The organism is Parathalassolituus penaei (assembly GCF_026626885.1).
GTDB lineage: Bacteria > Pseudomonadota > Gammaproteobacteria > Pseudomonadales > Oceanobacteraceae > Oceanobacter > Oceanobacter penaei.
In genome coordinates this window covers 161,503-185,861 of sequence record NZ_JAPNOA010000019.1, presented here as the reverse complement: position 1 = coordinate 185,861, position 24,359 = coordinate 161,503, and the positions used below count along the sequence as shown (strand labels likewise).

Below are 24,359 nucleotides of genomic sequence, written 5' to 3'. Positions count from 1 at the left end.
AGAAATGCCAGAAACGAGTCTGGCGAGGCAGGTCGAAGAATGGCCTGGCTGATCAGGCCAGCGCCAAACCAACACCGGCACCGGAAACCAGGGTGCCAGCAAGAATCAGGGCTTGTGGACGGTATGACCGCAAGCCCTGACCAATCCAGCGGCCAGCCTGCAACAGCAGGGAACTGGAGATCACCAGTCCGGCCGCAAAGCCTCCAACCGCACCGGTCAGGGCTTCACTGTGAGCAAATCCGTGCAAGGCCACACACAGGCCGCTGATCAGCAGCGCCGCATGAGCACTGATTGGCAGTGTACGGTTGGCTATCAATACACCGGTCATCACCAGCGACAGGGCAATGCCCAGATCCGCCAGTGCGACACTCTGTGGCGCAAACAGAACACCTGTCAGAAAAGCAGCGATCAGTACCAGCGGCATGCCAAAGTGAATCTGACGTTGGGTTTGTGCGGGCAGGGCGGCACTCCAGATCCCCAGCGCCAGCATGGCCAGCAGGTGATCAAAACCGGTGAAGGCATGCAGCAATCCGGCACTGATTCCGGCATGTTCTGAGGCCGGGTGCGCCATGGTCAGAGGGGAGGCCAGCAGCAATCCAATGGCCAGCAAGGAACGACGTGACATGAAAAATCCTCTTGTTGTTCTGATTTGCAGTGGTCCCGAAGACCGTATAGCGCAGGAAAAAGCAAAAGCAGTGCCACGCTGTAAATGGTGCCGATTTTTTGCCTCAAGGCAGCGGCTATCGCGGTTGATCAGCGCTCATAAGTGCTGCCTTGCTGGCATGGGTGCAAAGTGAGTGATCAGTCAATGGGGCTGTTCGGATAGTGACTTTGCAGCCGGGTGATTGCTTCTGTTCTTTTGGGATGCTGGCCAGCCACTGTGGCGGCTATGGCCAAGGTTGTGGAAAAAACCGCGTTCAGGCTAGCATGTTGGCCGGTCAGACTTTTCATGCAGGCCCTTTGTATGACCCCAACGGAACAACCGGATAACCACTTGCCAGCACCGCGCAGCGGTGATGAAGCCTGGCTGAGTGTGATCCAGAAAATGGATGAGGCCTACGCTGACCTGGTGGACTATCAGGTGCAGGTGGAAGAACAGAACGCCCAGCTCGAAGAAGCCCGTACCTTCTTCGACAGTGTACTGGCTGCCATGAGTGACGTGCTGATTGCGTGTGACCATGAAGGGCGAATCCAGCAGGTTAACCGTGCCTGTGAAGAACTGATCGGTCGTCCAGCGTCCGAGCTGCTGGGACTGTCGTTAATCCAGCTGTGTGAACAACGCAGTCAGCAGATCTTACGATCCTGCCTGAGCCGGGTGCGCCATGAGCCGGTACGGGATCAGGAAATTACCATTCTCGGAGTCAGCGGCCCGGTGCCGCTGGCACTCAACTGCTCGCCACGATTTAACCAGCGTGGGCGTCTGATTGGTGTTGTTGTGGCTGGACGTCTGTTAGGTGAGTTGCAGACCGCCTTCAAGGAACTCAACGCCGCCCACGCCGAACTCAAGCTGGCGCAGGATCGTCTGGTGCAATCGGAAAAGATGGCATCCCTCGGACGGCTGGTGGCCGGTGTCGCCCATGAGCTGAATAACCCCATCAGTTTTGTGTACGGCAACATGCACGCCCTGCAGCGTTACACCACCCGTCTGGTGGAGTATTTCGAAGCGGTCCAGAGTGGTGCCAGCCGTGAAGCCTTGCAGGAATTACGTGCCCGCTTGCGTCTCGACAAGGCCATCGCCGATCTTGATTCACTGGTGGAAGGCACGCTGGAAGGGGCAGACCGCGTACGTGAAATCGTCAACGACCTGCGCCAGTTCTCCTCGACCCAACGCAGCGAAAAATTGCCATACGATCTGGTGCACGTGGCGCAGTCGGCCCTGCACTGGATTCTGAAAGAACATCCGCGGGTTCAGGTCGTGCGTGAACTACCGGTCAGCCTGGCCGGGCTTGGCCATGCCGGGCAGATTCACCAGGTGGTGGTGAACCTGATCCAGAATGCGGTCGATGCCATTCGTCAGCAGTCGGAACCGTGCCTGACCCTGCGGGCCGGGATTCAGGGCGATCACCGTAACGGCGTGTTGTGGCTGGAAGTGGAAGACAACGGCCCCGGTATCAGCCCACAGGATTTGCCACATCTGTTTGAACCGTTTTTTACCACCAAACCACCTGGGCAGGGCACCGGGCTGGGGTTATCGATCAGTTACGGCATTGTTGGAGAACACGGTGGCAGCCTGACCATTACCAACTCTGAACGGGGCGGTGCGCTGGCGCGTCTGGCGTTGCCGGTACATCCACCGGTGGCCGTCGCCAGCACAGGAGAAAACGATGAGCAGGGCTAATCTGTTATGGCTGCAATCCGGTGGTTGCGGCGGTTGTTCGATGTCGTTGTTAAACGCCGAACATCCCGACCTGTTGTCGACTCTCGATAACGCTGGCATCAACCTGCTCTGGCACCCGTCCCTCAGTGAACAGACCGGTTCGGAAGTGCAGGCGTTGCTGCAGGCGATTCTGGCCGATGAGATTCCTCTCGACCTGTTGTGTATCGAAGGTTCGTTATTACGCGGCCCGGCCGGTACTGGCCGTTTTCATCTGCTTGGTGGCACCGGTATTGCCATGATTCATTGGGTCGAGCAGCTGGCAGCCAAGGCGCGTTTTACCCTGGCAATTGGCTCCTGCGCGGCGTTTGGAGGCATCAGCAGTGCCGCTGATAACATCACCGATGCGACCGGTTTGCAGTTTGAAGGGGAGTTGCGCGGTGGTCTGCTGGGCAGTGATTATCGTGGTGGTGCCGGTTTGCCGGTGATTAACGTCGCCGGTTGCCCGACACATCCGGACTGGGTAACCGAAACCCTGATGTCACTGGTGCTGGATCAGCCGCAGCGCGCCGATTTTGACGATTTTCATCGTCCGCGTTTATACGCCGACCAGCTCGTGCACCATGGCTGCACCCGTAACGAGTATTACGAATACAAGGCCAGCGCCGAACAGCCGGGCGATCTCGGTTGTATGATGGAACACATGGGCTGTCTGGGCACCCAGGCCCATGCCGACTGTAATACCCGGTTATGGAACGGCAGCGGTTCCTGTACTCGTGGCGGTTATGCCTGTATCAACTGCACCGCGCCGGAGTTTGAAGAGCCTCGCCATTCGTTTGTGGAAACCCCGAAAATCGCCGGTATTCCGGTCGGCTTGCCAACCGATATGCCCAAAGCCTGGTTTGTGGCGCTGGCATCGTTGTCGAAAGCGGCCACGCCGGTGCGGCTGCGCGAAAATGCCCGTTCCGAACACCTGATCTACCCACCGACCCTGCACAAGAAAAACCATAAATGAGTGAACAGAACAGTAGTGGCGCTCCACGCCGGATTCAGGTCGGGCCGTTTAACCGGGTCGAAGGTGATCTCGACATCAGCCTTGATATTGATCAGGGCCAGGTGCGCAGTGCCCGTGTGAACTCCACACTTTATCGCGGTTTTGAACAGATTTTGGTGGGCAAACCAGCCATGGATGCGCTGGTGTACACCCCGCGGATTTGTGGCATTTGTTCGTTGGCGCAATCGGTGGCTTGTGCGCGGGCATTGGCCAGTGCTGGCGGGGTCGCGATCACACCGAATGGCGTGCTCAGTCAGAACCTGTTGCTGGCCAATGAATCCCTGACGGATCTGTTGACCCATTTTTATCTGTTTTTTATGCCCGATCTGGCGCGCCCGCAGTATCAGGACAAAGCCTGGTTTGCCCATGTGCAGCCCAGATTTCAGGCCATTCGGGGGGATGCCAGCCGTGAGGTGTTACCGGCACGTGCTGGCTTCCTGCATCTGATGGGCCTGATGGCCGGGCACTGGCCACACAGTCTGGCCTTGCAGCCGGGAGGCAGCAGCAAGGCGGTTACCCGACAGGAGCGCCTGCGGCTGATCAGCATTCTGGCCGAGTTCCGGCGCTTTCTGGAACGTACCCTGTTTGGTGATGATCTGGATGTCATCAACAGCCTCGAAACTCCACAACAGCTGCAGCAATGGCAACAGCAGCAGGACTGGCAACAGAGTGATCTGCGCACGTTTCTGAGCGTTGCTGATGATCTCGGGTTTGCCCGGCTGGGGCGGGCCACCGACCAGCTGCTGAGTGTTGGCAATCACCCGGATGCCGATGGCAATCTGCTGGTGCAGGCCGGGCACTGGATGCCGGGTGTTGGCACAACACCGGTGGATCTGGCCGGTATTCGCGAAGACATCAGCCATAGCTGGATCGACGGACCCACAGGCAGCCTGCATCCGCAGCAGGGGATTACCGAAGTGTCGTTGCACTCTTCGGAAAAGGAACACGCCTACAGCTGGTGCAAGGCCCCGCGCCTGAATGGCCATGTGGTGGAAACCGGTGCACTGGCACGTGCGGTAATCTCCGGACGGCCGTTAGCTACCGCTTTGATGCAAGAGCAGGGCGCGACGGTATACAGCCGCATGCTGGTGCGGGTGCTGGAACTGGCCTGGATTATTCCGCAGATGCAGCAATGGGCGTTGCAGCTGGACCCGCAAGAATCCTTCTGTCAGCGCAAGGAGCGTTTGACGGATGGCGAAGGTGTTGGCCTGATCGAAGCGGCACGAGGCTCGTTAGGCCACTGGATTCGTCTGCACAAAGGCCGTATCAGCCATTATCAGATCATCGCCCCAACCACCTGGAATTTCTCCCCGCGTGATGAACAGGGCCAACCCGGTGCGCTGGAGCAGGCCCTGCAGGGAGCGCCGGTGCAGGAAGGTGAACAGGACCCGATAGCGGTTCAGCATATCGTTCGCAGTTTTGATCCTTGTATGGTGTGTACGGTGCATTAACGGTTTTAACGTCTGTCGTCTGGCGTCTGGCGTCTGGCGTCTGGTCGGGCCGCGATCGGATCTGGCGTCTGGCGTCTGGCGTCTGGCGTCTGGCGTCTGGCGTCTGGCGTCTGGCGTCTGGCGTCTGGCGTCTGGCGTCTGGCCGGGTCGCGATCGGATCTGGCGTCTGGCGTCTGGCGTCTGGCCGGGTCGCGATCGGATCTGGCGTCTGGCCGTCATTCTCGTTCCCTCGTGGTAATGCTGCGGTTTTTATTTCGTTAACTCCGGCGTCTGATGCCTGGCTGCTTGCCCTCTTGGGGGACCTTGTCCCCCGGCCGGGCGGGCCTCCCCCTGCTTTTGCCCGACTGGGCTCGTTTTTCCGGTATTCCCCGACAACGGCGTTTCGACCCCGCTCAGACGGCACATCCCTGTGCCCTGTCTATCGGTAAAAATAGGGCCTTGCGGGGCATCCATGCCCCGGCCGGGTCTGCCGTTGCGGGGAATCCCGGCTCGCCCAGATGGGCAATTAACAGTGGCCAGCTGCGCTGGGTGAAAACGGTGTTGATGATTGTTGTAGTGTGGGCATTTATGCCCACAAGATCTGGCCCGACGCCCGACGCCCGACGCCCGACGCCCGACGCCCGACGCCCGACGCCCGATGCCCGACGCCTGATCCGAACGCGGCCCGGCCCTACGCCCGCTTAATCCGGTTTGCTGGCTGGTGTGACCGGTATTCCCCGCTGGGAGGCGAACTGGTGCATGTCTTTGCGCTCCAGTGCGGCGGCCATCAATTCCGGGAACAGGTCCGGGGTGCAGGCAAACGCTGGTGAGCCTAATGCGGCGAAGTCGGCGGCCATACGTTTGTCGAAGTAGGGCGCGCCGTCGTTGGCGAGGGCCAGCAGGGTAATCAGGTTGACGCCACTGCCGACCATTCGTTGGGCGGTTTGTAACAGCTGCTGGGCGTTGCCGCCTTCGTAGAGGTCGCTGATTAACACCAGATGGGTTTCCGACGGGGTCTGGATCAGGCTTTCACAATATTGCATGGCCTTGTTGATGTCGGTGCCGCCGCCGAGCTGTACGCCAAACAGTAACTCGACCGGGTCTTGCAGTTGTTCGGTGAGGTCAACCACGGCGGTATCAAACACCACCAGTTTGAGCTTGATGGCGGGCATGGACGCCATTACCGCCGCAAAGATAGTGCTGAAAATCACGCTGTTGGCCATCGAGCCGGACTGGTCAACGCAGAGGATGACTTCCTTGCAGCGCCGCTGGCGACGGCCGTAACCGATCAGGCGTTCGGGGAATATGATTTTCTGTTCCGGCTGCCAGGTGGCGAGGTTTTTGCGCACCGTGGCATTCCAGTTGATTTCACCGGCACGTGGGCGGTTATTACGGCTGGCGCGGTTAAGCGCACCACGCAGGGATTGCTCCATCGGTGCCTGATAACGTTTCAGCAGTTCCTGCACCAGCTGGTTCACCAGCTTGCGGGCATTCTCGCGGGCCTGATCGGGAATATGGTCTTTCAGCATCATCAGCTGCGCCACCAGATGGACGTCGGCTTTGACCTCGGCCATAAAACCTTCGTCCTGCAGCAGAGCGGCGATGTTCAGACGCTGGATGGCGTCCTTCTGGATGATGGTCACGGCGCTGGCGGGAAACAGGGTTTTGACATCGGCCAGCCATTTGGCGGCGTTGGGCATCGACTGGCCGTTGCCGCCGTTATAACCCTCTTCGCTGCGATAGAGTTTCTGCAGCAGCTGGTCGAGTTGTTTGTCCTGACCTTCCGGCGCAGGCAGCTGATCGGCATCCTTGCCGAGCAGCAAACGCCAGCGGCGCTGGCGCTTTTCATATTGATCGTTCTGGATGCTCATGGCGTCACTCCTGTGGTTGCCGCGGAAATCGGCGTGCTGCCAAGCCCTAACAGGCGCGACAGGGTGGCAATGGCCTGCTGGGCCAGTTCGTCGGAGTAGTCACAGGCCAGCAGGTCGTGGCTGCTGTGGCTGCCCTGTAAGACCCGATCACCAATCTGCTGCAGTTCGGTCGAGCTGAACTCGCTGAGCGAGCGCCGCAGCATTGGCAATACCCGCAGGTAATCGTCATCGGCCAGTTGCATCAACCAGTCGTCCAGCAGGCTGAACAACACGTCGTCGTACAACACCGCCGCTGCGGCGTTTAACAATAGTCCTTCGACCCAGGCGGCGGCCTGTTCCGGATCGGCGCAGGCCGATACGTTGAGGCGGAAACGCTGGTTCAGCGTTTCATCGCTGATGCCTTGCTGGTCGTGCAGCATACGGCTGCTGCGGCCGCGCAAGACGGCGTGGACGCCATCAAACACACTGACGTCGGCCAGAGCCTGAATCCAGCGCTGGTTGTAGTCCGGTGAATCGAGCAGTTTGATGGCGCTGTGCAACGCTTCCATTGCTTCGAGCATCCGGTAACTGCTGTCGCGGTCGAGGCAGGCACTGGCCGAGGTCAGGCCGTTGCAGATACGGATAATCATGCTGTCGACCACATGGTCGAGGGCATCGGCATCCAGCTTGCGGACGCTGCCGTAACGCATCAGCTGCACCAGTGGTAACAGCGCCGACATCATGTCCTGCAGGTCGGCCGACACGGCAGCGATGGATTGCAGATGCTCGACCGCACTGTGGACGGCATCCGGCAGGTGGCACAGCAGCATACGGTTGATCAGTTCGACCACATCGGCGACCTGCTGGCTGTCGGCCAGCTGTTCGACCAGACGTTTCTGGCTGGCGAGCAAGACGGTATTGCCGAGCAGGCTGGCGTCCAGCAGGCTGATGGCAAACTCAGGCTGCCATTGCAGCAGCCAGTCTTCCTTGAAGGTGCCGGTGCCGGAGCTGTGGCGATGTTTGCCCCATGGAATATCCAGAACCTGCAGACGATGCAGCAGTTGTGAACGTTCCAGACCGCTGTCTTTACGCAGGTCGAGGGACAGCAGTTCCTGGGTGCTGAGCTTTTTCAGGCGCAGACGGCGGATTTCGGCGTCGAGGTCCTGTTCGATGGGCAGGGAGGGAATCTCGGCTGGTAATTCCCCCAGACAATCACCAATCACCAGTCGGTCGAAAATCTGGTCGAGTGGGCCCTGACGCCCTTCGGTCATCACGCTGCGGGTAGCATCCAGCATTTCCTGCAGCCCCGGTGTGGCCTGACCCCGTAACGCGGCGAGGTTCATGGCCAGTCGTACGGCTTCAATCACGTGGGCGCTGGAGCAGTCAAAACCGTGCTGGCGCAAAATACCGGCGGTGCGAATCAGCCACTGGATACTGGTTTGTTCGGCATCGCTGCCACTTTGGTGGTGGCTGAACAGGTGCTGATACCAGGCCGGTGATTCCACCCCGGCTCCGTAACCGGAGTCCTGACTCAGGCGCTGGAAGTTATACGGCACCCAGGCGACCTCGAGTTTCTGCTTTTTCAGCCCCTTGAGTACGGCGTTGTCGTCTTTTACTGCGACTTTGGCGGCCAGCGCGGGGACGTGCCAGGCTCCACAGATCACCACAATGCGCTGGAACTCCTTGCGCGCCTTGCGTAACTGGGTGCGCATCCAGGCTTCGCGCTGTTGTTCCAGCTGCAGGTGCTGCTGCTGGGCCGGAGTGAAATGTTCTCGTTGCTGAAGTTCCTGTTCGTACTGGTTACGGGCTTCCGTCATCAGTTCCTGCAGGGCTTCAAACATGGCCAGATTGCCGGAGTGGCGCTCGATAGAGGCATCCCACCAGACTTCGTGGTCGGCAAAACCGGCACTGGCGGAAATACGGTCGAGCATCTGGCTGGAGTTGGGTAACGGTTCTGCGTATTCATCAGCCTGTTCTTCTTCGGCCAGTTCTTCTTCGGCCAGTTCTTCTTCTGCCTCTGATACATCCGCAGATACAGGCTCGGATGTTGCTGCTGCCTGAGCGTCTGCTTGTGTATCTGGCTCGGAATTGGCGTCCGCGTCGGCCTTCTCAGGATTATCTTCCGCCGCCAGGCGAATACCGGCGGGAAGGTCGATCATACGCAGGGGAATGCCCTGTTCGCTGGCATAACGCATGGCCTGCCATTCCGGGGAAAACTCCGCCCACGGATAAATCACGCAGCGCTGCGGTTGTTTGGGGTCGTACACCAGTTGCGCCACCGGTGGTTTCATACCGGCACTGGCCATTAATGGCCAGCTGCTGTCCAGCTCCTCGGCACCTTCCAGCAGAATCACGTCCGGTTGCAGCTGTTGCAGCGCCAGACGCAGGGCATGGGCACAACCAGGCCCGTGGTGACGAATGCCCAGCAGGGCTACCTGATCATCCATGTCGGGCTCCTGTCATACGATGGCGCGCAGGGCGGCTTCGAGATCACGGTCGGCGGCCCGGGTTTTTAATACCCGATCCAGATAGTTGCGGAATACCTGACGGTCCTCGGCTTCTTTCACCACCACACCTTCAAGGCCGTTGGCGATATGGGAGGCATCAATCTGTGGGTTATCCCCCAGATAAGCCGCCATGTTGATGGCCTGGCTGACCACAGAAATAGCTTCGGCCGGGCTCATGGTGGCAGATGGTTTTTCGAGTTTTTCAGTGCCAGCCTGACCTTCACGCAGCTCGCGGAAAATCTTCACCACGCGGCGAATTTCGGCATCGGTATTGGTTGGCACTGGCAGCGACTGGCCACGGCAAAGTTTGTCGATGTTGCTGCGGACGATCTGTGTTTCGGTTTCAGCATCGGTTGGCAGTTCCAGACGCACCGTGTTGAAGCGCCGTGACAGTGCCTTCGACAGGTCGTTTACACCTTTATCCTTGTCGTTGGCGGTGGCAATGATGTTGAAGCCACGGTTGGCCATCACCACTTCGTTGAGCTCCGGAATCGGCATCATCTTTTCCGACAGGATGGTGATCAGGGCGTCCTGAACGTCGGAGGGAATACGGGTCAGCTCTTCGACGCGGGCGATAGCACCGTCTTCCATGGCGCGGAAAATCGGGGTTTTCACCAGCGCGTTGATGTCAGTGCCCTTGCTGAGACGATGAGCGTAGTCCCACTCGTACAGCACCTTTTCTTCACTGATACCGGCGGTGCCCTGCACGATCAGCTGGCTGTTGCCGGAAATACCGGCGGCCAGCAGTTCCGACAGGGTGGATTTGCCGGTTCCTGGTGGTCCGTACAGCAGCAGGGCGCGGTCGGTGGTGAGGGTCGCCACGGCCACTTCAACCTGACGGTCGGCACCAAAATATTTGCACTGGATCGGCTGGCCATTCACTTCGCCGCCACAGATAAAGCGCACAACGGCCTTGGGAGACAGCTGCCAGCGTGGTGGTTTCGGGTGCTGGTTGGCTTCGTCCCAGGCTTGCAGGAGCCGGATTTCATCTTCAAAGCGCTGTTCGGCCAGCGGCTTGATCTGTTCCTTCATGGTGAGTCTCCGTGGTGTTTACGAGTGCAGTGAGGCACGTAAGGCGAAAAGGGTGGTAAAAGCAGACAGCTGCGGTGGCACTGTGTTGCCTTTGTTGATGGCATTCTGCTGGTACTGGTCGATCAGTTTCTGGCCGTTACTGTTGAGGTTAAGGACATTACCCCACAGCGGCAGGCCATACAGATGACGCTCTTTCAGCAGTTGCTGGATAAACACCGCTGAATGGTCGGCCGACAGTTCCAGGCCAAGATTGCTCAGGGTCGAAGCCATCTGCCGTGAGCAGGCCATATTGGTGAGGCCACTGTCACAGAGGATCACCAGCCGAGAGGCCATCTCGGCGGTGCCGTAGTGGCTGACATAGGTGCCGACGATATTGGACTGTTGATAGTTGTCCTGGGTGTAGTGTTTGCACCAGCTCTGCAGCGCAGCCGGATCGCGGTTACGCAGACAGCTGGCCAGCAGCGCCGGTGACAGTTCTTCGCCAAACGCCGATTTGGCCAGGGTGGTTACCACCATGGCGGCGGTGCATTGCAAGTAACGGGCAATCAGGTCGACACCGGCCAGTTCGACCAGCTGCACCAGTCGTCCGGCGGCGATCGATTTGGCATATTGGCGACTGTTCTGGATACCCAGCGCTTCCAGCTCTGGCGTCAGCTCTTCCGGTGCCAGCGGTTCGGTGTCATGCGCGCCTTGGCGTGGCAAATAACACTGCAACTGTTGTTCGAGGGCACTGACCAGCGCTCGGCTGTTGTCATCCTGAAGGTTTTCCGGCAGTTCCTGCGCCAGCTGGTACATAAGTGGCAGCATCAGTTGGCGGATCTTTGCCGAACGATCGCGGCGGGTTTCCAGTATCCAGTTCCAGAGCTCAGCCACGATGAGGGTATTCGCCTCTGATAACAGGTGTGGGATGACCTCGCTCTCACCGAGAACCCGTTTCTTGAGGCTGCTGAGGATGCCGGTGGCGCTGGGCGCTGGTGGCCGTGCCAGCTCACACAGACGTGCGACCAGTGGAATCAGGCGTTCGCGACCATCCACCGCCACCACACTCCAGCAGCCTGTGACAAACCGCAGCACCAGCTCATGGTTGGCCCGATTCAGGGTCAGAATATAGCGCTCTTGCCACTGACGATTGAGATTCGGCCAGTGTTGCCAGAGGGTTTGCCAGTCAGTCTCGTTGGCCTGCTGTAGCCAATCCACAAAATTGACCGGATGTGGCAGCTGCGGGTTGGGCAGGGCGTTGGTATCGGAGATCAGCTGGTGGTCGAGTCGCAACAGCCATTCACCGCGCTGGGATAACAGGGTTAACACCTGACGCAGTGGCGCTGGCTGCGACTGGTAACGCTGCACCAGTGGCATCAGTTTGGTATCCGGAATGGCGCGCTGATGGCCCGCCAGCAGACGGGTGATGACTTCGAGATAGTCGTCGGCTTCACAGCCACGGCCGATGTCGTCGAATTGCTGCAGCTGCTGCGCTGTTAGAGGCGCGGTGATTTCAGCCGGTACATCGGGCAGTTCGTCGTAACGGTCGGCCACTGGCAAACGGCTGAACTGGCAGGCGCCCTGAGCCAGCAGCAGGTTTTCCATAAACTGCTGGCCCTTGTCGCGGGAGTCGGCCGCCGATTGCTGCAGAATCTGTGCGCCACCCGGAATCGCCGCCAGATGGCGTTCGATCTGCTGCAGGTCGGGGCTGTGGCCAAGACCGATAATGGCGGTTTTCTGCAGTTCCTGCAGCGCTTTACGAGCTGCCTGACTGGCTTGTGCGTTTTCTGGCAGATCAGTGGCGGCAACAGAAGAGGTATTCACAGCTGGGCCTCCCGGTTAAAGGTAAAGGCGGTCCAGTGCTGGTTCTGCAAGCATCCCCATGGCACCAGGGTTTCGCCGTCGTGGCTGATACCAAACAGGGTGGCCGGTTGTTTGCCCATGCTGGCCAACAACTGCCAGGCGCTGACCTCGTTGGTATCCAGCAGCATCAGCTGCTGGTGCTGGTCGACCAGCGCCAGCCGGTCTTCTTTCATCACCAGCCGTACATCCCGCAGCAGCAGTGGCCATTCGCTTGCCCATGGCAGGCGCAGACGGCGGGTTTGCAGATCGCTCACCGCCGTGCGGATGCAGGAGTGCGCGTGTTGGTGTAACCAGCTGTGATCCGCGAGGATGTTGTTGGCCAGCAGGGAGGAAGTCGCCAGTTCGGCACGCTGTTGGTGCCAGCGTGAGTAATAGGCCAGTTCACCACTGATCTGATAGCCGTTGGTGAGGCCACGGGTCAGGCCGTCGGTATTGTGATCGCTGCCAAAACCGAGAATCTGCGCGAATTGACCGCTGTCGCGGCCAATCATCCAGATGTTCTGGCTGTAGATATCACTCTCGTACGACATAAACTGGTTCAGCACCAGCCAGTGATCGTTCTGTTTTGCACCGAGTAGCAGAACGTCGTCCTTGCTGCGAGTCCAGCCAATCCGGGCGCGGATGTCTTCCACCAGTTCCGGCGGCAGCTGCTCGCGGTTTTCCCAGGCGCGAATCAGGATGTACAGATTACCAATATCCGTCAGGCAATCGGCAACCCAGTCCGGGCCAACACCCAGCTTGCGGTGAATCGTATTGAGCTGGTTGGCCAGCCCCTTGGCCTGGGCATCAATCAGACGGCGCGACATCTGCTCCCAGCTGTCGCCGGAACGTTTGCTGGCTTCCAGCAAACCGGCGTTAAAAATGTCTTCGAGAAAACGTTTGAGTTCTTCCACACCCTGCTGGACATAACTCTCGCGCTGCTCGGCCCGTTTGGCCTGGGCAGCGGTGTCCTTGACCTCGGCGTTTTTGTTCTGGGCCTTGGTGATTTTGGCCTCAGTGGTGGCGTCGCGTTTTTTTAACCACTCTTCCAGACCATCAGGCGGCGTATCGCAGTGAGTCGCCAGCTCTGGCTGACGGCTGATCAGCAACAACAACCCCATGATGTGTTTGCACGGCAGCTTTTTCACCGGACAGGAACACTTGAAGGCCGGGCCCGTGAGATCAACAAAGCTGTCGTAATCGCTGGAGCCACGGGCAACACCCCAGATCGCACGCTCGCTATAACCGATATTGCGATAGTTGGCGGGCTTGGCGATGGAACGGGCGCGGCTCAAGGTGCCAGCGTCGGGAGCCAGGCTTTCCGCCTGTTCGGGGGTAAGGTTCAGCATCTTGGATAATCGTCCCTGATTTATTGGGCCTGCGCACGTAGCCAGGTAATTGGCATGACGCTTGTTGACACTTATGGCAGCAGTCTAAACGATCAAGTCCGGATCGTTAACGAAGGAATCGACAGTTCTGAAACGGATGTCCGATATTGAGACTTCGATTGGAAGTTGGGGATTTTACGGCCTGTACGGTCACCAGATGTCGGCTGGATGGGGTAGGGCTGGCATTCATGTAAGCATTGTCAATTGGCCGATGCGAGATGGGCACCGGCGGGCTGATCGATAGCAACGGTGTTATTCAGACGAGGCTTGCTTACGGTTATCGGATAGTCGTGTGGCTTGTTACTTCAGATAAATAAGGTCTGGCGTCTCACCATCTTTTGCCGCCAGCAGATACTCATCACCTCCCAGATCGACCACGTAGAGGGCAGGCTTGCGGAAGGCAGGCCGTGCTCTCGCACAATTTCCGGTATTCTCGGATAGTGAATATTCATTATTTCGTCGTCACCGAGTACGTAGGGTTCTTCAATCTGGTGCTGTAATCGATAAAAATGTTGCAGGTCGCTCAGGTCATCGGCTTCGGTCTGATCGTAGTAGGGTTTGAAGGCTTCGTAGATTTCTTCTTCGGTATTACGGAAGTCCAGAACAAAGGTGTCTTCCTTGCCGGTGCAGGTACGGTTCAGGCGCGACAGTATTTGTACCGCCTGAATCCCTGACAGCTTTTTATCCACGTACATTGTGTGCAACAGTGGCTGATCAAAACCGGTCTGGTATTTCTCGGCGACCAACAGCACCTGAAAATCATCGCTGTCGAAGCGTTCCGGTAATTCACTTTCCTTGATGCCGCCGTTCATACCGATTTCGGTTCAGCGCTTGTCTGGAAAATCCGGCGCCGGGACTGAGCCAGAGAAGGCCATCAGAGAGCGCACGTCGGTGTAACCCAGTGGTCAAATTCCTGTTTGTCTTTTCTGCATTTACTGTTTCAGGTTTTGCAAGTACCCAACCAGCTCATGAACCTTGGTGCTCGGATTATCCGTGCCACTTGCTTCAGCCGCCGCGAGTAGCCGAGTTGCATTCTTCTTGGCAGACTCAAGTCGAGGTAGCAGTAAGGTGAAGACGCCTTTCATACCTTCTGAATATTCCGAGATATAGTGGCGATTGCGAATTTCGGCTTTAACATTTTGCGACGCGCTTCTGTTCCCTGAAGGGTGAAATGGCTTTGATGTTGGAGAAAAGTGCAGCAATATCCAGTATTCAAAACAAGGTATAGATGTTGTTGCATGCCATATATCTTTTTCGCGCTTGCGGGCGATGGCTTCTAATGTCGGCTGGTAGCTTGTATGGGTATCTTTATCAAATACACAATACACTCGGTCAAAATGGTGACCTGTCTTTTTGTCTTCGGTATAGAGTTTCTCAGCATATTTAAAAATACTGGACGGTGCTGAGCCGCACTCCTCACCGCAGATTATGACATTGTTTTTATGAATCCCAAGGCTATCACGTAAGTCCTCGAAATATTTAGGTTCGGTTTTACTACCTTCGCAAACAATTAAAACTCTTGGATTACGCCCCCTGGTTTCAGGACCTCGCTTTAGCTCATTAACTTTTCTTGCTTTCCTATTTTTTTTGTTCGTCGGTTTATTGTGGTGTATGTCATCCGTTCCCATTTCTCTATCCCTGATTTTTATTGCAGATTTAGATCGCGTACAAAGGGTAATGCGCCATAGCGGCCTGATAAATAAGCTAGTGCAAGGTTACTACGATCTTTTATAACGCCTCGGATATCAAACAAAGAATATAGCTGACTACCTGTTTCGGTCGATTTTTCACAAAACCAAATTTGATCCCGACGGAAGCATTTCTGGCTCAGAATCGAGGTTTCATGGGTGCTAAATACCAGTTGCGCATTATTGGGGTTGGTTTCTGAGTTATTAAATAGCCCCACCAGAAAACGTACTAACTCTGGGTGGAGGTTGCCGTGTAATTCATCGATAAAAAGCACATAACCATTCTCTAGAGCATCCAGCCAGGGGCCGGCAAAACCAAACAGCTTTTGAGTACCATCGGATTCATCTTTTTTCATATCGAAAATAACGGGGTTGTCATCTTCATCCAGATGAATGGTCTGAATTCTGGCCAATTGTTTATCTTTTAATTCTTCTGCAATCATCTCTTTTAGTGGATCTGGCATATCATTGGGCAAATGATCCGCAGGATTAAACGGCGTGCGCTCAATTGAGATATCGTCAATTGCAATATCAGCTGCACGTAAGAACTCCATGACCCTGCTTTTACTTTCTTCATTTTCACATAAATCAGCGGTATAGCCAGAATCCCAACCACCAACCTGAGCCAGGCGCAAGGTTTTTCTGAACCAGTCAAATACTGGTTTTAGCTGCTCACTATTGAGTTGTACAGCAGTCGATAAAAACAGGGCATTAGAGCGAGTGGATGTCTGCCAGACCTGTTTTTTGCCAATAAGCTGATTGCCGATATCCCACTCATAGCTATCAGTCTCGGAGTTCCAGGCTCGCTGAAACCAGACTTGTTGCCGTTTTTTGGGGAAAGCGAATAGCCATTCGTCTTCTACTCGTTGAGAGGTAACAGAAAATCCATACTGGTAGCGAATACCTTCAGCAATAAAGGTGGCCTCAAATTCGCTTGGCTTGTCTTTGGTGGCTCTACTCAGGCGATACGGCTCTACTGATAAGCGGTCGCCGCGCTGGCCTTTCAAAGCAGATTCCATCACGATTTTTTTCATCGCTCGTAGCGCTTTGAGGAAGTTGGATTTACCGCTGGCATTAGGGCCGTAAATGGCCGCTGAACGCAGTAGTGGCATCTGATTGGCGTCGTTAGCAGTGAAGCTGTTGCTAGCTAAGAGTTCATCGCCTGTACCTCGAACCAGACTGAACTTTTGTTCATCTTTGAACGACCGGAAATTGGTGACGCGAAATTCGATGAGCATAAACCGCTCCTTGCTCCAGAGAACTTACATGTTCAGACTAGTCTACAGTGATTGAATTTCAATCAAAATTAAAAATTTGGTTTTTTTTACCAAAAATAGCGTCTTAAATGTGTCTTTTGTGGCGTGTTGCTCGAATCTTATTGGAGTGACGATCCTGTAACCACGCACGAGTTTGAAAGCTGGTAAGGCTGTCTATTGGAGCGGGCAGCAATTTGCTTGCTGCGGTATCAGTGTTTCAGGTGGTGTTCGAATTCCTGTACCGGGATTGAATCGGGACGTCGTACCTTTAGCATGGCATGGCGGATTTGTTCCGGGCTGGCCTTGAGGTCATCTATCCAGAATGTGTGGTGCCGGTAGGGACCAGTCTGCTTTTCCAATAACTGTTTGTAGGCATGCTGTAGGCCTGGAATGCGACTATCGAGTTTCTCGGCGAGGCGTTCGGTGTAGTACTGGGCCAGACCTTCGATCAGGTACACATCAGAGCCAAAAAAACTTTCCAGTGGCCAGTTCTGGCCATCGATATCAAAACCTGCCTGGGTATAGGCATGTGCCAGTTCGTGGGCGAGTACCACGCACGTGAGAGCTTCGATACTGACGCCCAGACGCGGGGCGATGATGCCGATCACGCTCCAGTAAATAATCACTTCTCCTGCATCCAGTGTTGTCCGGTATTCGTCGTTGTACCAGTGCGGGTGATTCATACGATGCAGGCTTTGATGGGTAGGACGGTAGAGCCCGAGAATATCCTGACGGGTGTTCAGCAGTTCACGTACCAGATCGTAGACGTCAAGAAGCTTCAGGAGTTGTTCCGCTTCCCGTTCGGCATGGCAGATAGAGCCTCCCACAAAGTATTCAAGCGTCGGTTCTTGCTGGTAGTCAGCGAGAAACTGGCCAACGACGCTGGATGAGTCTCTGACCTGAACCAGCTGCGGCCGAATTTCGGATAGCAGTGCGGCAATGCGGAATTCCTCAGGGACGAAAAAATCACGCAGGCAGTCCGGATAACCTGCTTCCAGCCTGATCGGGATTTTGATCCCCATTTCATCGGTGATGCTGTCGCCACGACCAGGGTTAAGTGATAGCCGGGATTCAAAGCGGATGGCGTCGCGAATCAAACGGTTGTAGGTGTTTTTGGCTTTTTCTACCCGTTGTTGGGTATCGGGGGCGATGTTGTTGATCAGATCCGTGATGTGCATCGGTTGTCCTGGGGTCTTATAGGGAAGGTTTGTCTTGTTCTTCGAGATCTGAACGATGATATCCGGCTGATGGCATATTTGCTCTGCAAACCATCTTTCCAGTTCATCTCACAACTGCCAGATTACTTCCTTGTTATTTGTCTGAATACTTTCGTTGTTTATTGATTTTCCTACGGTTTCTTATCTGGTTCGGTTCTTGCTGAGTGGGCTGTCATACCACCTAGAACTATAAAAGCCTCGCTGGAAAGTGGCTTGCCATCTTTTCTGCGCCGTGAGTGGTTTGTACCGCCAGAGGATCCAGCATGTCAGATATCGAAACCTTTTATGAGGTGATGCGGCGTCAGGGGATTACCCGTCGCAGCTTCCTCAAATTCTGCAGTCTCACCGCCGCTGCTCTGGGCCTTGGCCCAACCTTCGCACCCCAGATTGCCAACGCCATGGAAACCAAACCACGTACACCGGTGTTGTGGTTGCATGGCCTGGAGTGCACCTGCTGTTCGGAGTCGTTTATCCGCTCCGCTCACCCGCTGGTGAAGGACGTGGTGTTGTCGATGATTTCCCTCGACTACGACGACACCCTGATGGCTTCCGCCGGACATCATGCCGAAGCCATCCTCGAAGAGACCATGGAGAAGTACAAGGGTGAATACATTCTGGCGGTGGAAGGTAACCCGCCTCTGAACGAAGACGGCATGTTCTGTATTGTTGGTGGCAAACCCTTCCTCGATCAGCTCAAGCGCGCCTCCAAAAACGCCAAGGCTGTGATTGCCTGGGGCTCCTGTGCCAGCTGGGGCTGTGTGCAGGCCGCACGTCCGAACCCGACCCAGGCGGTGCCGATTCACAAGGTCATCACCGACAAGCCGATTATCAAGGTGCCGGGCTGCCCGCCAATCGCCGAGGTGATGACCGGTGTGATCACCTACATGCTGACCTTCGGCAAGCTGCCGGAACTCGACCGTCAGGGCCGTCCGAAGATGTTTTATGGCCAGCGTATTCACGACAAGTGTTATCGCCGTCCGCACTTCGATGCTGGCCAGTTTGTGGAATCCTGGGATGACGATGCCGCCCGCAAGGGTTACTGCCTGTACAAGGTCGGCTGCAAGGGCCCAACCACCTATAACGCCTGTTCGACGGTGCGCTGGAACGAAGGCACTTCCTTCCCGATTCAGGCCGGTCATGGCTGTATCGGTTGTTCGGAAGACGGTTTCTGGGACAAGGGGTCCTTCTACAACCGCCTGACCGATATTCACCAGTTTGGTATTGAACAAAACGCCGACGAGATTGGCACCGCCGTGGCCGGTGGTGTGGGTGCAGCAATTGCCGCGCATGCGGCGGTCAGCGCCATTCGTCAGGCTACTCGCAAAGATGAAAAAGAGGAACAGGCATGAACATCCCACTGAACGCCAGTCAGCTGGATAACAGCGGCCGCCGGGTGGTGGTCGATCCGGTTACCCGTATCGAAGGTCACATGCGCTGCGAAGTGAACGTTGATGATCAGGGTATTATCCGCAACGCGGTGTCCACCGGCACCATGTGGCGTGGTCTGGAAGTGATTCTGAAAGGCCGCGACCCGCGTGACGCCTGGGCATTTGTGGAACGTATCTGTGGTGTTTGCACCGGTACTCACGCCCTGACGTCCTGCCGTGCGGTAGAAGATGCGCTGGGTATCCAGATTCCACTCAACGCTCACCTGATCCGTCATCTGATGGATAAGACCCTGCAAGTACACGATCACATCGTGCACTTCTATCATCTGCACGCGCTGGACTGGGTGAACCCGGTCAACGCTCTGAAAGCTGATCCTAAAGCCACGTCCGAGCTGCAGAAAATGGTGTCACCGGCGCATCCGATGTCGAGCCCCGGTTATTTCCGTGATGTGCAAAACCGTCTGAAGAAGTTTGTGGAAAGTGGCCAGCTGGGTCTGTTCGCCAACGGTTATTGGGATAACCCGGCCTACAAACTGCCGCCGGAAGCCGATCTGATGGCGGTAGCGCATTACCTCGAAGCTCTCGACCTGCAGAAAGAAATCGTCAAGATCCACACCATCTTTGGTGGCAAGAACCCGCACCCGAACTATCTGGTCGGTGGTGTGGCCTGTGCTATTAACCTCGATGATGTGGGGGCCGCCGGTGCGCCGGTGAATATGACCAGCCTCAACTTTGTGCTGCAGCGTATTCGTGAAGCCCAGGAGTTCACCAAAAACGTCTATCTGCCCGACGTGCTGGCGATTGCCGGTCTGTACAAGGACTGGTTGTACGGCGGCGGTCTGGCCAGCCAGAACCTGCTGTCGTACGGCACCTATACCCAGGTGCCATACGACAAGTCCACCGACCTGCTGCCGGCCGGTGCCATCGTGAATGGCAACTGGGATGAAGTGCTGCCGGTGGACGTACGTGACCCTGAGCAGATCCAGGAGTATGTGGATCACTCCTGGTATCGCTATGCCGATGGTATCAAGGGCCTGCACCCGTGGGATGGTGATACCAACCCGAGCTTCGAGCTGGGGCCAAAAACCAAAGGCACCAAAACCGATATCAAGGAACTCGACGAAGGCCACAAGTACAGCTGGATCAAGGCTCCGCGCTGGCGTGGTCATGCGATGGAAGTCGGCCCGCTGGCCCGATACATCATCGCGTACGCGTCCGGTAAGGAATACGTACAGGAACAGGTCAACCGTTCGCTGTCGGCCTTTAACCAGAACACCGGCCTCGACCTCGGCATCAAGCAGTTCCTGCCATCGACCCTCGGTCGTACCCTGGCGCGGGCGCTGGAATGTGAGCTGTGTGTCGACACCATGCTCGACGACTGGAACGCCCTGATCGCCAACATCAAGGCCGGTGATCGTGCGACCGCCAACGTTGAGAAGTGGGATCCATCCACCTGGCCAAAAGAAGCCAAGGGTGTCGGCACCAACGAAGCACCGCGTGGGGCGCTGGGTCACTGGATTCGTATCAAGGACGGCAAGATCGAGAACTACCAGGCGATTGTGCCAACCACCTGGAACGGTTCTCCGCGTGATGCCGACGGCAACATTGGTGCGTTTGAGGCATCCCTGCTCAACACGCCGATGGAGCGCCCGGAAGAGCCGGTGGAAATTCTCCGTACCCTGCACAGCTTCGACCCGTGTCTGGCTTGTTCCACACACGTGATGTCGCCAGATGGCCAGGAAATGACCCGGGTGAAAATCCGCTAATCAAAACGGCAGCTACCGCCCTGAGTGGTGGCTGTCGGCCGGAGGACAGCTATGACTGAACAGGTTTCGCAAACGCTTGCCCAGCCGGGCGAGCAAGTGCGCCGCCAGACCGCGGTGTACGTGTATGAAGCGCCGTTACGTTTGTGGCACTGGGTGACCGTGTTGTGTGTGATCACCCTGTGTATCAGCGGCTATTTTATCGGATCGCCACTGCCCACCATGCCGGGTGAGGCCAGTGATCACTTTCTGATGGGGTATATCCGCTTTGCCCATTTTGCCGCCGGTTACGTGCTGGCGATTGCGTTTGTTGGACGCATTTATTGGGCGATTGTGGGTAACCACCACGCCCGTGAACTGTTCCTGGTGCCATTGCATAAAAAACGCTGGTGGCAGGAGGCGTATCACGAGCTGCGCTGGTATCTGTTTCTGGAAAAGGTGCCGAAAAAATACATTGGCCATAACCCGCTGGGGCAACTGGCGATGTTCGGTATTTTTGTGGTGGGCATTATTTTCATGATTGTGACCGGCTTTGCCCTCTACGGCGAAGGCACCGGTGCGGGCAGCTGGGCCAATAACTGGTTTGGCTGGGTGATTCCCATGATGGGCCAGAGCCAGGACGTGCATACCTGGCACCACCTCGGCATGTGGTACATCATCACGTTTGTGATGATCCACGTGTACGTAGCGATCCGCGAAGACATCATGTCGCGGCAATCGTTGATCTCCACCATGGTGGGTGGCTGGCGTATGTTCAAGGATGACAAGCCGGATTAACGTCTGGCGCGGGTCTGTAGGTGTTTTTCCACAGGCCCGTTTTGAACCCATGGTGTGTATAACAGGAGCAAAACAGGGATGCACAACGCAGGTTTCACACGGATTCAAAACACAGGGATTCAAAACACAGGGCCAAACCCTTGGTAACCGCTAACCCACAGCCCCTTCCGACCGCGCCGGTTTCGCCATTACGCCGGACCTTCTCTCACGCCATGCGCAAGCCCGAACATCCGGGTGTCTTCCTGCAGCGCTGTTATCTGGTGCCGCTCAATATTTCCCAGAGTGACCTGTCCCGAATCCTTGGTATCTCTCGTCGGCGAGTGAATGAAATCGTTAACGGCCAACGGGCCATCAGCGCCGACACCGCTCTCAAACTGGCGGCGCAGTTTAATACCACGCCCATGTTCTGGCTGGAAAAACAGCAGCTGTGGGAGTTGTATCGGGCGTTGCATTCAACAGTAGCTGCGCCTGAATCCGTCGTGGATTAATCACGCCTTCGCGTCGAATTAGCGTCGATAAAGATTCCACAGCAACAAGGCTGCGCTGCCCAGCAGGATCAGCATGGGCAGTGCCAGCGGCAGATGCAGGGCGGGAATCACACCTGGCAATAACACCACGCCTATCGGCAGCAGTCCGAGCCCCAGTGCTTCAGTGCGTTTCAGATCGCGGTTATCGACCTGTAACCAGCGCCCGTCATTACGATTGATGCGGGCGCGCCAGCCGTTGGTTCGGGGGTGAGACGAACCTGTTGGTTTGATAGGTTTTGGTTCCGGCTGGCGCTGGGTTATGCAAAAGCGGTGGTTTGCTGGCATCAGGATGTCCGTATCCGAAAAAACGCGCAGTGTGCCGTTTCTGGCAGAGGATGACGATGACCCGCAGCACAGAAGCGGTGAAGATTATTCGATAACCCTATTGTTTCGGTTCCACATCTGCAGGTTGCTGGGCGACGTTATTGGGTACACAACCGTAGTCTTTCAGGTCCTTGGCGAGGTTCAGGGTCAGGAAGCCCTGACTGCCATTGATATCCAGACTGTTGGTGTAAGTGATACCGGCCTGATAGTTGGGGTCGTGAATGTTGATCCCCAACAGCTGGGCGACTGAACGCGCTACGTTGAAGTGGGTCGGCAGGCACTCGCTGCGGTAATACAGCTGCTGTTTGACCTCGTCGTCGATTCCCTTGGTGTAGGAGATAAAAGGCACGCGGGCAATTGCGGGTGTCAGGGTACGGTGGCCATACAGGCCGTCTTCGCCCATCAGCTCACTGTGGTCCGACACATAAAACAGCGCCACCTGACCCGGCACCTGATCTTTCAGGTAGTTGATCAGTTCGGCCATGGTGTAATCGAAATACAGCAGGCTGTTGCGGTACTGGGCCAGGCTGGTTTCGCGGAAGCTGCTGTTGGCCGGTTTGAAACGTTCGTACTCGGCCGGGTAGTTATCCACATAAGGAATGTGTGCGTTGCGATGCTGCAGCACCAGGAAGTTCTTCTGGTGGTAGTCCAGTTTCAGGGCCTTGATGGTTTCCAGAATCCGGCGATCACCATGGGTTTTACGCTCCTGCATCGAGTCGTAATCCAGATAGGTATCGATGCTGCTGTCGTAGTAGTAATACGACATGCTCTGGGTTTTCTGGGTGGTGATGTAATGGGTGCGGTAACCCTGCTGATGGGCTAGGCGGAACAGGTTGGTTTCGCGTGAAATGTACTGCGCCGGGTTATCCGGTTCGTAAATCACGTTCAGCAGCATACCGCTGGCAATCTGGGTGGTAGTGGCAGATGACACCGCGTAACCGGTTTCGATTTCACCACGGTCTTTCATCACTTGCAGGTATGGTGTGGTTTCGACCTCGGCGCCGGTAATCTGCAGCTGCGCCGGATTGACACTTTCACCCACAATCAGCACCACGGTGTTGACTGGATCGATGTTGCTCGACAGCAGCTCGTACGGGGCGTACTCCTTGCCTTTCTTTTTGATCAGCTGCTCCGGCAGCACGCCTGCGAGAAAATAATTCAGCGTGAACAGCGAGTTATGCAGCGAGTGATAGCTGTAACTCGGGCGGAAATAATCCTTGTTGGTGCCGTACAGCTGGATCGCCGGCACCGAAAACAGCAGGGTCATGATAATGCCTGAGACCCAGCCATTGGCCGGGCGTTTGGGTAATCCCAACAGGTATAACACCAGCCCCCATAACACGCCGGTGGCCAGAGCAAATGGCAGGATACGAGCCGGTTCGGCGACCACCACCTTGAAAGTATCTTCCAGCTCAAAAAACAGCGCCCAGATGTCGTAGGGGCCAAAAAACACCCCGAAATAACTCAGGTAACCAAACTCGGAGGTGTGAATCAGTGCCAGCGAACCAAACAGGATCAGCACCAGGCGTTTGGGAGCGTAGGTCGCGGCCAGCATCAGGCCAAACACAAACCAGAACGCGTCGGTGGCTTTCCAGCCGGTAAAACGATCGATCAGGTCCGGGCGCACCAGCTGGATATACAGATAGTCGAGAGTGAACAGCGCTGCAGCACACAGGGTGGCAATCAGCAGGTGTTTCAGTAACGACAGCAGGCGTGAGCTGAGGTGATGCGGCATACAATTTCCACGTTTAACGGGCTGGTTGGATGGAATATGTACAGCGCCCGTTCAAGCCGCGCGATACTAACCGAGGTTAATGAAAATTTAAAAGAAGTGTCTTTAAAGTGTCATTGAAATGTTTGTTGCTGCAAAAGAAATACTGTTTACAGCAGGGTTTTGCCTTCGGATTTGCCGGTTTTCGGCTGCGGTTTAAGCGTCACTGTCCCTAAGGCGTAGGGTTATCCATCCAAAGAAGTAGTCGCTCGCATTGTTGTTTGAGGGCCGGGCATATATACAAACTATACG

The 24,359-nt window shown here is 56.2% G+C and carries 20 protein-coding genes; 8 read left to right on the top strand and 12 right to left on the bottom strand.

The genetic code is table 11. The features are described 5' to 3' along the window. Positions 1–52 precede the first annotated feature (52 nt). The gene (locus tag OUO13_RS06685; protein WP_283173087.1) at positions 53–625 is read right to left on the bottom strand and encodes a HupE/UreJ family protein; all 573 of its coding nucleotides are present in this window, start codon (positions 623–625) and stop codon (positions 53–55) included. Between the two features lie 339 nt (positions 626–964). Between OUO13_RS06685 and OUO13_RS06680 the strand changes: the two genes are divergently transcribed. Genes OUO13_RS06680 through OUO13_RS06665 form a run of 4 tightly spaced genes read left to right on the top strand, consistent with a single transcriptional unit; the run spans position 965 to position 5,057 of the window. Continuing rightward, positions 965–2,338, top strand: a complete 1,374-nt coding sequence (locus OUO13_RS06680) for a sensor histidine kinase (RefSeq protein WP_283173086.1) — start codon at positions 965–967, stop codon at positions 2,336–2,338. After that, on the top strand, positions 2,325–3,329 hold the full coding sequence (locus OUO13_RS06675; protein WP_283173085.1) for an NADH-quinone oxidoreductase subunit B family protein: 1,005 nt from the start codon (positions 2,325–2,327) through the stop codon (positions 3,327–3,329). Before OUO13_RS06680 ends, OUO13_RS06675 begins: the two co-directional genes overlap by 14 nt. After that, on the top strand, positions 3,326–4,819 hold the full coding sequence (locus tag OUO13_RS06670; RefSeq protein ID WP_283173084.1) for a nickel-dependent hydrogenase large subunit: 1,494 nt from the start codon (positions 3,326–3,328) through the stop codon (positions 4,817–4,819). Before OUO13_RS06675 ends, OUO13_RS06670 begins: the two co-directional genes overlap by 4 nt. Further along, complete coding sequence (locus OUO13_RS06665) at positions 4,788–5,057, top strand: hypothetical protein (RefSeq protein WP_283173083.1); 270 nt, start codon at positions 4,788–4,790, stop codon at positions 5,055–5,057. Before OUO13_RS06670 ends, OUO13_RS06665 begins: the two co-directional genes overlap by 32 nt. Positions 5,058–5,499: 442 nt before the next feature. Here the strand turns inward: OUO13_RS06665 and OUO13_RS06660 are convergent, their stop codons facing one another. The 9 genes from OUO13_RS06660 to OUO13_RS06620 form a co-directional block, all read right to left on the bottom strand. After that, complete coding sequence (locus OUO13_RS06660; RefSeq protein WP_283173082.1) at positions 5,500–6,669, bottom strand: VWA domain-containing protein; 1,170 nt, start codon at positions 6,667–6,669, stop codon at positions 5,500–5,502. Next, positions 6,666–9,095 carry a DUF5682 family protein gene (locus tag OUO13_RS06655; protein ID WP_283173081.1) on the bottom strand — a complete coding sequence of 810 codons (2,430 nt, stop codon included), beginning with the start codon at positions 9,093–9,095 and terminating at the stop codon, positions 6,666–6,668. Before OUO13_RS06655 ends, OUO13_RS06660 begins: the two co-directional genes overlap by 4 nt. Positions 9,096–9,107: 12 nt before the next feature. Beyond that, positions 9,108–10,187 carry an ATP-binding protein gene (locus OUO13_RS06650; protein WP_283173080.1) on the bottom strand — a complete coding sequence of 360 codons (1,080 nt, stop codon included), beginning with the start codon at positions 10,185–10,187 and terminating at the stop codon, positions 9,108–9,110. Positions 10,188–10,205: 18 nt separating this feature from the next. Continuing rightward, entirely contained in the window at positions 10,206–11,990 is a 1,785-nt protein-coding gene (locus tag OUO13_RS06645) for a DUF5691 domain-containing protein (protein WP_283173079.1), read from the bottom strand. After that, a complete protein-coding gene (locus OUO13_RS06640) occupies positions 11,987–13,357 on the bottom strand; it encodes an SWIM zinc finger family protein (protein ID WP_283173078.1) in 1,371 nt (456 codons plus the stop codon). Before OUO13_RS06640 ends, OUO13_RS06645 begins: the two co-directional genes overlap by 4 nt. A 344-nt stretch (positions 13,358–13,701) precedes the next feature. Continuing rightward, positions 13,702–14,208, bottom strand: coding sequence for a type I restriction enzyme subunit R domain-containing protein (locus tag OUO13_RS06635; RefSeq protein ID WP_283173077.1), 507 nt, complete (start codon positions 14,206–14,208; stop codon positions 13,702–13,704). Positions 14,209–14,328: 120 nt separating this feature from the next. Continuing rightward, entirely contained in the window at positions 14,329–15,024 is a 696-nt protein-coding gene (locus OUO13_RS06630) for an RloB family protein (protein ID WP_283173076.1), read from the bottom strand. A gap of 17 nt (positions 15,025–15,041) precedes the next feature. Next, the gene (locus OUO13_RS06625; RefSeq protein ID WP_283173075.1) at positions 15,042–16,322 is read right to left on the bottom strand and encodes an AAA family ATPase; all 1,281 of its coding nucleotides are present in this window, start codon (positions 16,320–16,322) and stop codon (positions 15,042–15,044) included. Positions 16,323–16,549: 227 nt separating this feature from the next. Beyond that, positions 16,550–17,518 (bottom strand): hypothetical protein, encoded by a 969-nt coding sequence (locus OUO13_RS06620; RefSeq protein ID WP_283173074.1) that lies wholly within the window; start codon positions 17,516–17,518, stop codon positions 16,550–16,552. 302 nt (positions 17,519–17,820) lie between these two features. Here OUO13_RS06620 and OUO13_RS06615 point away from each other — a divergent pair, with 302 nt between their 5' ends. The 4 genes from OUO13_RS06615 to OUO13_RS06600 all read left to right on the top strand — a co-directional run bounded on the left by OUO13_RS06615 (position 17,821) and on the right by OUO13_RS06600 (position 21,973). Next, positions 17,821–18,906: a hydrogenase small subunit gene (locus OUO13_RS06615; protein ID WP_283173073.1), complete on the top strand. Its 1,086-nt coding sequence runs from the start codon at positions 17,821–17,823 to the stop codon at positions 18,904–18,906. Continuing rightward, a complete protein-coding gene (locus tag OUO13_RS06610; protein ID WP_283173072.1) occupies positions 18,903–20,711 on the top strand; it encodes a nickel-dependent hydrogenase large subunit in 1,809 nt (602 codons plus the stop codon). Before OUO13_RS06615 ends, OUO13_RS06610 begins: the two co-directional genes overlap by 4 nt. Before the next feature lie 51 nt (positions 20,712–20,762). Then, positions 20,763–21,485 (top strand): Ni/Fe-hydrogenase, b-type cytochrome subunit, encoded by a 723-nt coding sequence (cybH, locus tag OUO13_RS06605; protein ID WP_283173071.1) that lies wholly within the window; start codon positions 20,763–20,765, stop codon positions 21,483–21,485. Between the two features lie 212 nt (positions 21,486–21,697). Next, complete coding sequence (locus OUO13_RS06600; protein WP_283173070.1) at positions 21,698–21,973, top strand: HigA family addiction module antitoxin; 276 nt, start codon at positions 21,698–21,700, stop codon at positions 21,971–21,973. Between the two features lie 18 nt (positions 21,974–21,991). On the opposite strand, the gene OUO13_RS06595 is transcribed toward OUO13_RS06600, so the two are convergent. Continuing rightward, positions 21,992–22,297, bottom strand: a complete 306-nt coding sequence (locus OUO13_RS06595) for a hypothetical protein (protein ID WP_283173069.1) — start codon at positions 22,295–22,297, stop codon at positions 21,992–21,994. Between the two features lie 97 nt (positions 22,298–22,394). Continuing rightward, positions 22,395–24,071 carry a sulfatase-like hydrolase/transferase gene (locus OUO13_RS06590; protein WP_283173068.1) on the bottom strand — a complete coding sequence of 559 codons (1,677 nt, stop codon included), beginning with the start codon at positions 24,069–24,071 and terminating at the stop codon, positions 22,395–22,397. Positions 24,072–24,359: the final 288 nt, after the last annotated feature.